The sequence below is a fragment of the Tropicimonas sp. TH_r6 genome (genome assembly GCF_033101155.1).
In the GTDB taxonomy this organism is placed as follows: Bacteria; Pseudomonadota; Alphaproteobacteria; order Rhodobacterales; family Rhodobacteraceae; genus Tropicimonas.
This window is the reverse complement of record NZ_JAWMPX010000015.1, coordinates 112,557-124,343: the sequence shown is the minus strand read 5'-3', so window position 1 is coordinate 124,343 and position 11,787 is coordinate 112,557. Positions and strand designations below refer to the sequence as shown.

The 11,787-nt window shown below is 63.0% G+C and carries 9 protein-coding genes; 6 read left to right on the top strand and 3 right to left on the bottom strand.

Annotated features, from left to right (window positions below; translation table 11 throughout):
- Positions 1-573: 573 nt before the first annotated feature.
- Positions 574-1,566 carry a D-2-hydroxyacid dehydrogenase gene (locus R3X27_RS15300; protein ID WP_317709741.1) on the bottom strand — a complete coding sequence of 331 codons (993 nt, stop codon included), beginning with the start codon at positions 1,564-1,566 and terminating at the stop codon, positions 574-576.
- A gap of 709 nt (positions 1,567-2,275) precedes the next feature.
- Here R3X27_RS15300 and R3X27_RS15295 point away from each other — a divergent pair.
- The 3 genes from R3X27_RS15295 to R3X27_RS15285 are packed head-to-tail and all read left to right on the top strand — an operon-like array spanning position 2,276 to position 5,633.
- The gene (locus tag R3X27_RS15295; RefSeq protein WP_317709740.1) at positions 2,276-3,325 is read left to right on the top strand and encodes a FeoA domain-containing protein; all 1,050 of its coding nucleotides are present in this window, start codon (positions 2,276-2,278) and stop codon (positions 3,323-3,325) included.
- Positions 3,322-4,116, top strand: coding sequence for a FeoB small GTPase domain-containing protein (locus R3X27_RS15290; RefSeq protein WP_317709739.1), 795 nt, complete (start codon positions 3,322-3,324; stop codon positions 4,114-4,116). The genes R3X27_RS15295 and R3X27_RS15290 overlap by 4 nt, the downstream gene beginning before the upstream one ends.
- A complete protein-coding gene (locus tag R3X27_RS15285) occupies positions 4,113-5,633 on the top strand; it encodes a nucleoside recognition domain-containing protein (protein ID WP_317709738.1) in 1,521 nt (506 codons plus the stop codon). Before R3X27_RS15290 ends, R3X27_RS15285 begins: the two co-directional genes overlap by 4 nt.
- Before the next feature lie 335 nt (positions 5,634-5,968).
- Here the strand turns inward: R3X27_RS15285 and R3X27_RS15280 are convergent, their stop codons facing one another.
- Positions 5,969-7,135, bottom strand: coding sequence for a mandelate racemase/muconate lactonizing enzyme family protein (locus R3X27_RS15280; protein WP_317709737.1), 1,167 nt, complete (start codon positions 7,133-7,135; stop codon positions 5,969-5,971).
- A 155-nt stretch (positions 7,136-7,290) separates the two neighbouring features.
- Between R3X27_RS15280 and R3X27_RS15275 the strand changes: the two genes are divergently transcribed.
- From R3X27_RS15275 to R3X27_RS15265, 3 genes are all read left to right on the top strand, one after another.
- Entirely contained in the window at positions 7,291-7,959 is a 669-nt protein-coding gene (locus R3X27_RS15275; RefSeq protein ID WP_317709746.1) for a GntR family transcriptional regulator, read from the top strand.
- 210 nt (positions 7,960-8,169) lie between these two features.
- Positions 8,170-9,189 (top strand): TRAP transporter substrate-binding protein, encoded by a 1,020-nt coding sequence (locus R3X27_RS15270; protein WP_317709736.1) that lies wholly within the window; start codon positions 8,170-8,172, stop codon positions 9,187-9,189.
- 156 nt (positions 9,190-9,345) lie between these two features.
- Positions 9,346-10,443: a mandelate racemase/muconate lactonizing enzyme family protein gene (locus R3X27_RS15265; protein WP_317709735.1), complete on the top strand. Its 1,098-nt coding sequence runs from the start codon at positions 9,346-9,348 to the stop codon at positions 10,441-10,443.
- A 164-nt stretch (positions 10,444-10,607) separates the two neighbouring features.
- On the opposite strand, the gene R3X27_RS15260 is transcribed toward R3X27_RS15265, so the two are convergent.
- Positions 10,608-11,639 (bottom strand): aldo/keto reductase, encoded by a 1,032-nt coding sequence (locus tag R3X27_RS15260; protein WP_317709734.1) that lies wholly within the window; start codon positions 11,637-11,639, stop codon positions 10,608-10,610.
- Positions 11,640-11,787 lie beyond the last annotated feature (148 nt).

Sequence of the window (11,787 nt, the reverse complement as noted above, 5' to 3'; positions counted from 1 at the left end):
CGCCTTTTCTGACAGACAAGTCTTCCGGAAACAGGCGCGGCCAGGCGCCGGGTCCTGCGCCGGTTGCGCCGTCTTCTCGATAGGCTGGAAAGGGTCCTGGATAGGAAGGCAAGAGATCAGTGGCATGTCGCATCTACCGTCGGCGTGATCGCCTCTTCGAAGGCGGACCTGATGCCCCGGCAGATCGCCCATCCCGTCCGAAGTTGGTCAGAAAGCGCATTCCACAGGTTAGACGGGATGATCTGGCCGTGTGGCTGGGGGATCGAGAAACTGACGGTCCAACGGCGACGCTTGCGGCATCAAGGCCAGGCTGCATAGCCAGTCACACAGCGCCGGAACGGCCGACCACGTTCCGTCGCCACGAACTTGCGTCGGTCCCAGGGCGCGGCGTTGACGGCGTGCGGCGCCGAGAGCACGCGCTGCAACACTTCCGGCGAATGCGACGCTTGCAGATGTTCACTGTCCCTCTCATCGGGTGGCGGGAGGTTTTCGTTGAATGAGGGCCGGCGGGTGTGTCCTTGCAGAGGCTGGTTCAAACCAGTTTGCCAGCTCCCGCCTGTCGCCTCGTGCGTCTCAGGGCGTATAGAGATTTGACTGCGTCAGCTCATTGAGCAGCTCCTCGCCCGACAGAAATCGCCGATAGTTTTCAGCGATCAGATCGACGGCCCGGTCGTCCCGATCCGGTTCTCGCGGCGAGGTATGTGGGGTTATGATGACATTCGGCAGTTGCCAGAGCGCGCTGGAAGACGGCAAAGGCTCCTGTGAAAACACATCAAGGCCGGCTCCGGCAATCTTTCCGTCAGACAAGGCCCGGATCAGCGCCGGTTCATCAACAACATTTCCGCGGGCGATATTGACAAGATGTGCCGTCGGTTTCATCTGCGCCAACTCTTTCGCACCGATCAATCCATGGGTTTCATTGGTCAGGGGAACGGCCAGAACGACATAGTCCGTCTCCGCGAGCATATCGGCCAACCGGTCGCCTGTCTCCTCGCAGTAGATCTTGTGCACACCCGGCACGTCGAGGCCGTCACTGCGGCGGAAACCCAGAACCCGCATACCCATTGCCTCGCAGCGTGTTGCCAGGGCCTGTCCGATGTGGCCGAGGCCGACAATGCCGACGGTCTGCTTGTAGAGGCTTCGCAGATGCTCCCGACCGCTTTTCTCCCAGGCCGATCGGCGTTGGGATGCGAAGAGGTCCATCGCACGACAGGACAGCGACAGCATGAAGAACATTGCGTGTTCGGCCAGTGTTTCCACCGAGTAGCCCGCCGAACCGGACAGGCGGATGCCACGGTCGAGGATCTCCGGATGCGCGACACGATCCAGCCCGGCATGAGTGATATGGACCCATCGCAGTTGTCGCCCCCGGATCTCCGACGGCGCCGGCAGATCGGAGAGGATCGCGACCTCCGCCCCGCCCAAGCTCTGCAACATCTGCGCCATGTCCCCGGGGGCTATCCGGGTGATGTTGGCCGGCTCGAAGATGCTGCGAAAACGATCCCAAAGCGGGCCCTCATAGACAACATTGGTAACGACGTTCGAGATGCCGGGTGGGTTTGTCATTCTGGTCTCCAAGCTATGTTCGACTCGCCGGGGTGACGGTTCGAACACGGATCAATGCGGTGTGTGACACGCCTTTGCGGCCCCACCAGCGGTCCGACACTTCGCGGCCCAAAGCCTCGCAAATACCTGCTCTATCAGATCCTTCGCCGCAGAAGCACCCACCCGGGACATCCTTTCCGCCTCCATGGCCCGGGTCGCATGGGAGGCTGGCCGGACGTTCCGTTTCTCACGCGAGGGCGTTCTACCCTCTCAAGAGCGCCTTTTGAGGCCGCGTTGGTCCAAGGGAGGCGGTCTTTTTTGTTTCTTTTTTATGGAGTTGGGCGCAGCAGCGCGCTCCGCGCGAACCGCCCTCCCTGTCGTTCTCGGCGAGGACGGCACGTTGGATCTCGCATTCGCGACAAAGGCCGGCCCACCGGATCGGCTTACTCGACGGCACCCCGCAGAAACCTTCAGACGGGGCCGGGCACGGTCATTCGCTGCTGACCGGATGACGCACCGGTTCCGCATTGTTCAGCGCGGTCGCGGTGCCTGATGGCCAGAAACCCAGACCGCTTCAATGAACAATGGCGTTGCCGCGCAACATCGGGCGGCTGCTTGTGTGACCTTTCCGCTCAATTGACCTGCGTCATGTCGAATTCAATTGCAGCACATCAGGGATCGGGAGACCTACCGGCGCAAGACGGGCCGCAGGGTTTCGCTGGAAAGAGAGATGGAAAAGGTGCCGATATACACGCTCACGGCCATTGCGATTCTGGCCTTGCTCGGGCTGATGATCGCAATGCGCAAGATGCGGCAGCGCCGCCGGGAGGTTCTGCGCGAAGACATTCTCAAGCATCTCTGTAGCGCCAGGCTCGAGAGCAGGACGGCGACGGTCTTCGAGATTGGCGGTCGGCTGGAACTGTCTCCGGCAACAATGCTCTCGTTGGTAAAGGATCTCGAGGCAGACGGGTTCCTGAGTTCGACGGCCGGATCCCTGGAACTCACCGAGGCCGGCGAGCGCAAGGGACGACAGGTCTTGCGCGCCCACCGGTTCTGGGAACGCTACCTCGCCGACGAGGCGCGGGAACCGCTGGAAGGGCTGCACGATCTCGCGGACCGCGCGGAGCACCGGTTGGGTCCCGACGCGATCGACGCGCTTTCGGATCATCTGGGCCACCCCCGCCATGACCCGCATGGCGACGTGATTCCGGCCGCGTCCGGCGAGGTCACATGGCAGCATCGTGCGCCGCTGACCGATTGGCCCTGCGGGCGTGCCGCCTGCGTGGTGCATGTGGAGGACGAGCCGGGAGACGCGCTCAAGACCGCCCTGGAGGCCGGCCTCCACCCCGGCAAAGTCCTACGTGTCCTAGATAATCAGGCAGGCATGGTGACCGTCGATGCCGGTGTTGGCGCGCGCAGCATTGCCGCCGCGGTGGCGGCGAAGATCGACGTGCGCGAACCCTCGGCGGGGCAGGCGCCCCATGCGCCGCGTGCGACGCTGGCCGATCTGAGCGTTGGCGACAGTGCCGAGATCGTGGGGCTCAAGGAAAGCTGCCACGGGCTGATGCGCCGGCGGCTTCTGGATCTCGGGTTCACGCAAGGTGCTCGGATTTCTGCGGCGTTGTCGAATGCCGGAGACGCGGCGCATGCCTATCGGCTGCGCGGGACGATGATCGCGCTGCGCCGGGAACAGGCCGAGCAGGTCCTGATCGGCCTTGCCGGACACGGCGCAATGGAGGGCGCGCCCGAACGGGAGCGGGTGGCGGAGACAGATCGATGATAGGCAAGCTTTTCCGGAAGAACTGCGAGACCTGCGGCTCGGGCCTGCCTGCTGGCGCAAGCTCCCGCGCGCTGTTTTCCAAGCCGCATCTGATCGCGTTGGCGGGCAATCCCAACACCGGGAAATCCACCGTGTTCAATGCCCTCACGGGACTGCGCCAGCATACCGGAAACTGGGCCGGCAAGACCGTCGCCCGCGCCGAGGGCCGCTTTACCCATACGGGCGAAAACTACCGGCTGGTTGATCTGCCGGGCACGTATTCGCTGCTCTCGGCCTCGACCGACGAGGAGATCGCGCGCGATTTCATCCTGTTTGGCGAGCCGGACTGCACGGTCGTCGTGGTGGATGCGACGGCGCTGGAGCGCAATCTCAACCTTGTCTTCCAGGTCATGGAGATCACCTCGAAGATCGTCGTCTGCGTCAACCTGCTGGACGAGGCCCGCCGCAAGGGCATCGACGTCGATCTCGACCGGCTGTCGGGGGAGCTGGGCGTGCCAGTTGTGGGAACGATCGCCGGGTCCGGCAAGGGGCTGGACCGGCTGGTCGAGACGATCGCGGCGGTGGTGCATGGGCAGCTCACCCCATCGCCCCGGCCGCCTGCGCCGCCTGAGGCGGCATCCGGTCCGGTCGAGGATCTGGTGCAGCGCATCCGGGCGCTCTATCCCGATCTTCAGAACGCCCGCTGGATTGCCTATCGCCTGATCGAGGGCGACTACCGGATCCGCCAGGCATTGCTCTCCGGAGAACTCGCATCGCTGCACGCCGCCGAAAGCGGGGAGGCTGCCTCATGAGCGAGAGCGCAGTTGGCAGGGATCAGATCCCGGCCTCGCCCGAGGCCACGAAAGCGGCCGAGGACCTGTTCCGGCATGCGCGCGGCCTGAGCGACGTGATTGGCGGCGAACGGTTCCGCGATGAGCTGGTCGCATCGCTGTTTCAACGAGCGGAAGAGGTCACTTCCATGGCCGTCCAGCACCGCAAACCAAAGGCGTGGCAGCGGGTCGGCAATCTCGACCGCATCCTGACCCATCCGGTGCTCGGCATTCCGCTCATGGCGCTGCTCTTCGCGGTGGTGTTCTGGCTCACCATCGTGGGCGCCAATGTTCCCTCTGCTTTCCTCGCCGGGCTGTTGATGGCCGAGGGGGGCCTGAGCGGCTGGTGCCTCGAGTATCTCGGCGTCCCGGCGCCGGCCATGCTCGGGACCAGTCTCTACGAAGCCCTGCATATGCTGTTCGCCTTCCTGCACGCGCCGGGTTGGCTGAGCGGGTTCCTGATTGACGGTGTCTATCTCGGGCTGGCCTGGGTCGTCTCGGTGATGCTGCCGCCCATGGCGATCTTCTTCCCCATGTTCACGTTTCTGGAGGACTCGGGATATCTCCCCCGCGTCGCCTTCAATCTCGACTGGCTGTTCAAGCGGGCGGGCGCGCATGGCAAGCAGGCGCTGAGCATGATGATGGGGTTCGGCTGCAACGCGGCGGGCATCATCGCCTGCCGGGTCATCGACTCGCCGCGCGAACGTCTGATCGCCATCCTCACCAATGTCTTCGTCCCCTGTAACGGACGCTTCCCGACGCTGATCGCCATCGCCACAATCTTTTTCGGCGGGCTTGTCGCCCAGACCAGCGGGTTCGCCGCCTCGCTCATCGCCACCGGAGCGATCGTCGGGATCGTGGTCGTCGGCGTGGTGATTACCCTGCTCGTGTCCTGGGCCCTGTCGCGCACCCTTCTGCGGGGCGAGCCATCGGCCTTCATTCTCGAACTGCCTCCGTATCGGAGGCCGAACGTGTTGAGGATCCTCTACACCTCGCTGATCGACCGGACGCTGTTCGTGCTGATGCGGGCGATGGTCGTGGCCGCTCCGGCGGGGGGGATCATCTGGTTGATGGCCAATATCGATCTCGGCGGGGTGTCGCTGGCCACACATGTCTCGGGTTTCCTCGATCCGTTCGGACATTTCCTCGGCCTCGACGGCATAATCCTGCTCGCCTTTATCATTGCGATTCCGGCCAATGAGATCGTGATGCCGACCGTGATCATGCTTTATCTCAGCCAGACCCGCATGCTCGAGCTGGAAGGGGCCGAGCTTGGCGGGCTTCTGGCCGACAATGGCTGGACGATGCTGACGGCGATCTGCCTGATGCTCTTCTCGCTGCTTCACAATCCCTGCGGCACGACGATCTGGACAACATGGCGCGAAACCGGAAGCGCGCGCTGGACCCTGTTCGGCGCCCTCATGCCGCTGGCCCTCGGCATCGTCGCCTGTGCCGCGGTCGCCACGGCGGTCCGTGTCCTGTCCGGGCTGCCAATCTAGCTTGAGACCGCCCCGGGCGTTTCGCGGCCCGTGGAGCGTCGGTTCATGGCACGGCCGCCGGCCAGAATTTGTCCCAAAGGGGGCCGACCCGAGCCTGCGTTTGCGGAGATTTCCGAGGCTCGCGGAGCAAGTGACGGAAACCGGCGCCCGCGCTATGCGATCGATGTCACACGCGCGGGGCTTGCCGTTTTCAGCAACGATACAGAGGGCAAGAGCCGCCGAAAGCAACCTTTCCTCAGGCTGTCACAGCTGCGCAGAGCCTCCGCGACAAGGATCACCGGATGCGCTGCATCTGAGGCGATCCTGGCCTCACTGTGTGCCTGTCGATCGGCCGCTCAGGCGATCCTGAAACGTTCAATGAACTCGCGGTCGGGCGTGACGCCCAACCCCGGCCCGTGCGGGATCTTCACCCGCCCGTCATTGCGCTTCACCTGGCCCTGGATATCAAGCGGTTCGGCCAGCAGCTCGTCGCGAAACTTGTTATCCGTCGTGTCGAATTCCAGCATGGGCTCCCACGGGAACAACCCGCCCGGCAGGTCCGGCATGGCCGCGAGAAGCTGAAGGTTCGTGGCGACCGACACCGCAGAGCCCCAGACATGGTTGATAACCGGTGTGAAATGCGCATGGCAGAGCGCCAGGACGCGAAGGTATTCGGAGATTCCGCCAAGCGCACAGACCTCGGGTTGCGCAATGTCGAGCCCGCGCGCTTCCAGCAGGCGCCGCCAGCCCCAGCGGTTGAACTCCGCTTCGCCGCCGGAAATGTTGACCTTCAGCCCCGCGCGCAGCTCGGCATAGCCGTCGAGGTCTTCCGGGGCCACCGGTTCCTCGAACCAGTAGGCGCCCAGCTCCTCCAGCCCGCGGCCAACATAGAACGCATCCGACGTGGTGTAGGCGTGGTTGGCATCCGCCATGAACCGGAAATCCTCGCCCACGCCCTTGCGCACGGCGGCTGCAAGGCGAACATCGCCCTTCGGTCCCACGCCGACCTTCATCTTTGTGGCCGCGAACCCCATCGCCTTGATCTCGGCGGCTTCGTCGACAAACCGTGCCTCCATCTCGGCCACCGGTTCGGGACGCAGCATCATGCCGTAGCCATAGGCGGTGACACTGGTGCGATGCGCGCCGCCAATGAGTTTGTGAACCGGCAGCCCCGCAACTTTGCCGGCAATGTCCCAGAGCGCGATGTCCACGCCGGACAGCGACTGCATCGGCATGCCCTTCTGACCGTGATCGCGCATCAGGTTATAGACCTTGTGCCAGATCACATCGCGGTCGAGCGGATCCATTCCGAGGATCATCGGCTGGATCACCTGCTCGACGATCCCCTTGTTCGCAAGCGCAATTGTGCCCGGTCCGAAGCATTCCCCCCAGCCGGTGACGCCCTCGTCGGTCTCGACCTCGACAAGGTGCGCGGTGCGCTTGTCGTAATATTGTTGGGAATAGCCCAGCCGCTCCGGCATGTCGTAGCCGAGCACATGGCTGGTTATCTTGGTGATCTTCATAGCTCCTCCCAACGCGACCCCACCGGCCAGGCCGTGGCGGTCGCCTGTTTCGTCCGAAATGCTATAGCTCATAAACTTAGGTTTCAATAAAATCTTGAAATTTCCCGAAATCACGAGATTATGAGGAAAACCTAGAATTGCGACTCAGTGAGGGGATGTCCGTGGAAGCAGAAGGCCTCTTTGAGCAGATGCGCGACCGAACAGTGAGTGGGGAGTTTGCGCCGGGGCAAAGGCTCCGCGCGGAGATACTGCGTTCGGAATACGGCGTGTCTGCCACGACCATGCGGGAGGTCCTGTTGCGGCTGTCGACCGTGGGTCTTGTGGACTTCCAGGAGCAACGCGGCTTTCGGTTGCCAGAGCAGTCGGTCGAGCTTCAAAGAGACCTGACGCGGTTTCGGATCCTGCTGGAATGCGAAGGGGCCTGCCTTTCGATCCGCAGCGAGTCCGTTGAATGGGAAGCACGGCTGACCGCGGCGCATTACGCGCTCGAGCATATCGAGTCGCGCGTCCATGTCGGAGAGCCTTCACCGGAACTGCTTGCACTCTGGGTGCGCGCGGAACTGGACTTCCACCGGACCCTGATCGACGGCTGTGGAAACGAGATCCTCAAGCAGACGCATCAGGCGGTCTATTACCGCTTCCGCCAGCAACTGATCACGAGCGACCGGGATTTTCACTGGGTTCCAATGAATGTCGAACAGCACCAGGGCATCGTCACCGCAGCGCTGGACAAGGATGAGGAACTTGTCTGCGAGCGGATCGGGGAGCACCTGATGCGGAACATAAAAGATCCTGTCGAAAACTACATGAGAGAGACTGCCTGAGATGTGTCGTGGTCGCTGCGAAACACCGGTGCGGCATCACGGCGAAGAGATTGCCTGGAAATGCGTTTCGATACGGCAGGGCGCCGGTCGAACGGGAGGAATCCGTACACGCTTCCCGGGCAAAGACGGACCCAATCGCGGGTCGAGGGAGGGGTTCGGGTCGCTGCGATCCGGGCGCCTGCATATTCCAGCACCAGGAAAGGAAATCAGGTGAAACTGTCCAACAAACTGGCCATGACCACGGCCCTTGGCTTCGGCCTTCTGGCTTCGGCCGCCACAGCCGCCGACGTGACCCTGCGCATTCAGACGCACCAGGGCACCAACACGACGCAGGGCAGGCTTATTGCCAACTTCGTCGATGACATCAATGTCATGACCGACGGTGCCGTCGAGGTCGAGATGTTCTACTCGTCGGCCGTCGTGGCCTCCGCCGAGACCTTCGACGCTGCCGCGAATGGCATCATCGACTGCGACATGACCAACGGCTCCTACCAGACCGGCAAAAACCCTGCCTTCCAGTTCGTGGCCGACACGATGGGTGGCTACGACACGCCGATGCAGTATCTCGCATGGGTGAATTTCGGTGGTGGTCGTGAGGCGATCAACGAGCTCTATAGCTCCTACAACATGCATTTCGTGGGCGCGCAGGTCGGCGGCCAGGAATCGCTGAACTCCTCGAAGCCGCTTCCGGGCATCGAAGCTCTGGACGCTTTCAAGTTCCGGTCGCCTCCGGGAATGGAAACCGAGATCTTCCAGTCGCTCGGCGCCTCGCCGATCGTGATGGACTTCACCGAGATCTTCACCGCGCTTGAAACCGGCATCATCGACGGCGCCGACGCGTCCACGCTGGCCGTGAACACCTCGCTGGGCATCTACGACATTGCCAAGCACACGACCTATCCGGGCTTCCACTCGATGTCCTCGGATCAGCTCGCCTGCCGCACGGATGTATGGGAAGGGCTTACACCGTCGCAGCAGCGCGTCATCGAGACCGCGCACAAGAAGCTGATGGCCGACTACGTGATGGTCACCATGGTCGAGAATGGCGAAGCGCTGGCCAAGATGCCGGAAATGGGTGTGACGACCTATGACTGGTCGGCCGAGGACCGCGCACAGTTCCGCGAAGCCGCCAAGGGCGCCTGGGACGAGTGGGCCAAGAAGACGCCTGAAGCCGCCCAGATGGTCGAAAGCCACAAGACGTTCCTGAAGCGGATCGGCCTGAGCGACTGATCCCTCGGATCTCTCTGGCCCCTCGGTCTCACATGACGGGGGGGCCAATCCCCACATGCATTTCTCCGGTAGGAACCGCGGGATCCGTTTGCGGCCGTCATTGACCGGCCTCAGCAGCGGACGCGGTGCTTTCGCGGAAACCCTCAGGAAATCAAAATGGCAAGGATCCAATCCGTCCAGACCCGCCTGTTCGACGTGCCGCTCGCAGAAGTGCTCGTCGATGCCAGGCACGGCGATCACACCAAGTTCGAACTGATCACCGTCACCATAACGCTTGAAGATGGCAAGGTTGGCACCGGCTATACCTATACTGGCGGCAAAGGTGGCCGGGCGATCGCGGCGATGCTGGACTTCGATTTTGCGCCACTCCTCACGGGCCGCGATGCCGCTGACGTGGAGGACCTCTGGGAGGAGATGCAATGGCATGTCCACTATGTGGGCCGGGGAGGGGTCGCCTCATTCGCAATCTCGGCGGTCGATATTGCCCTTTGGGATCTGCGCTGCCTGGCCGCCGACCTCCCCTTGTGGAAGATGGTCGGCGGAACCTCGGATCGATGCCGGGCCTATGGCGGCGGGATCGACCTGAATTTCCCTATTCCGAAGCTGCTCAAGAATGTTCAGAAATACCTCGACAGCGGCCTGAACGCCGTGAAGATCAAGGTGGGCCAGCCGACTTTGGCGGAAGATATCGCGCGCGTGCGCGCGGTTCGGGAGCATATCGGGCCGGATGTCGCCTTCATGGTCGACGCAAACTATTCGATGGATGTCGAGCAGGGGATCGCCGCGGCCCGGGCCTTCAAGCCCTTTGATCTTGTCTGGTTCGAGGAACCGGTCATCCCGGATGACTACATGGGCTTCGCCCGCATCGCAGACGCCACCGATCACCCGCTGGCCGCCGGCGAAAACCTCCACACAATGATTGAATTCGAACTCGCGTTCGAACGGTCCAAACTCTCCTATATCATGCCCGATACAGGGAATTGCGGGGGCGTGACCGGGTTCCTGCAGGTGGCCGAGATGAGCCGGAAGCACGGGCTGCCGGTCTGTAGCCACGGGATGCAGGAACTCAATGTCAGCCTGCTGAGCGGGCAAGCCAATGCCGGTTGGCTGGAGGTTCATTCCTTTCCGATCGACGCCTACACGACCCGCCCACTTGTCATCGAAGACACTCTCGCAGTCGCACCTGGCGACCCCGGCACGGGGGTCCGCTTCGCTTGGGACAAGCTTTCTTCTTTCGACGCAAAGCCGTGGTGAGCGAGCGGTGCGATCCTGTCGCTGCGGTCTCGACCTCGGTCGAGGCCTTCCTCGCCGCCACGAGGTCCAGCGACACCGCACAGATCAGGGGCGCCGTGGGCTGGGTCGAAGAACCCCTTGCAAGGCCGTTCGTGACGTTCGGCTGAGCGTGGCCCCGACCGGCGTCAGAAACCGCCGCCGATCTTTCGGTGCCGTTGCTGGTCGGCCTGGGAGCCATACGGATAAACACCATGCGCCGGGGCGCTGATTTCGTTCAGCAATTTCAGGTTCTCCAGAGAAAGTTCGAGATCGGCCGCTGCAAGATTGTCGGCAAGCTGTTTGGAATTGCGCGCACCAACAAGCACGGACGTGACCGCCGGTTGCGCAAGCAACCAGGCGAGCGCCACCTGGGCCATGGAACAGTCCTGCCGCTCGGCAACCTTTTGCACGGCATCGAGGATTGCCCATGTCCGCTGCTCGGCATTTCGCGGAGCATAGGCTTCCATTCCGCGATCCGGCTGCTCTCCGAGCCGGCTCTCACCGCGCGGCGTCTCGTCGCGTTGGTACTTGCCGCTCAACCATCCTCCGCCCAGCGGAGACCAGGGAAGCAGGCCGATACCCGCATCCAGCGCTGCCGGCACGATCTCGAACTCGATGCCCCGGACCAGAAGATTGTATTGCGGTTGCAAGGTTACGGGCGCGCTGAACCCGCGGGCCCGGGCAACATGAACCGCCTTCGTCAATTGCCAGCCGAGAAAATTCGAGACGCCGTAATGGCCGATCTTTCCCGCGCTGATTGCATCATCGAGAAAACGCAAAGTCTCGTCGATCGGGGTCAGGGCGTCCCAGGCGTGCATCTGGTAGAGGTCGATGAACTCGACCTTGAGCCGCTTCAGGGATGCCTCCAGGGCCTTGCGCAGGTGGACGCGCGACAGGCCAAGGTCATTCGGCCCGTCGCCCATCGGAAAACGTGCCTTGGTGGTCAGCACGACCTTGTCCGCGTCGGCCGGGTGATCGGCCAGCCAGCGACCGACGATTTCCTCGGAGAGACCGTTGCTGTAGACATCGGCCGTATCGATGAAATTGCCCCCCGCCGCGACGAAATCGCTCATCAGTTGGCGGGACGTCTGCTCGTCGGCCTCGTCGCCGAAGGTCATGGCCCCGAGGGCGAGTTGCGATACGATGGCGCCGCTGTCGCCAAGCCTGCGATATTCCATGACCATTTCCTCCCGTTACAGCCACTCGCCACCATGACCCGGGTTGCATCGCACAGGTCAAGCGCAGAAGCCCGGACAAAGCCGCGCATGGCGACCGCAGGGCGACAGTATGGGCCGTGCGGACTCGGACTGGCAGTCCGAACGTTGA

Bases quoted from the DNA above. Each gene is read 5' to 3' on its own strand.
- R3X27_RS15300 (WP_317709741.1), bottom strand. From the start codon at position 1,566: ATGACAAACCCACCCGGCATCTCGAACGTCGTTACCAATGTTGTCTAT.
- R3X27_RS15260 (WP_317709734.1), bottom strand. From the start codon at position 11,639: ATGGAATATCGCAGGCTTGGCGACAGCGGCGCCATCGTATCGCAACTC.
- R3X27_RS15285 (WP_317709738.1), top strand. From the start codon at position 4,113: ATGAGCGAGAGCGCAGTTGGCAGGGATCAGATCCCGGCCTCGCCCGAG.
- R3X27_RS15265 (WP_317709735.1), top strand. From the start codon at position 9,346: ATGGCAAGGATCCAATCCGTCCAGACCCGCCTGTTCGACGTGCCGCTC.
- R3X27_RS15290 (WP_317709739.1), top strand. From the start codon at position 3,322: ATGATAGGCAAGCTTTTCCGGAAGAACTGCGAGACCTGCGGCTCGGGC.
- R3X27_RS15295 (WP_317709740.1), top strand. From the start codon at position 2,276: ATGGAAAAGGTGCCGATATACACGCTCACGGCCATTGCGATTCTGGCC.
- R3X27_RS15280 (WP_317709737.1), bottom strand. From the start codon at position 7,135: ATGAAGATCACCAAGATAACCAGCCATGTGCTCGGCTACGACATGCCG.
- R3X27_RS15275 (WP_317709746.1), top strand. From the start codon at position 7,291: ATGTCCGTGGAAGCAGAAGGCCTCTTTGAGCAGATGCGCGACCGAACA.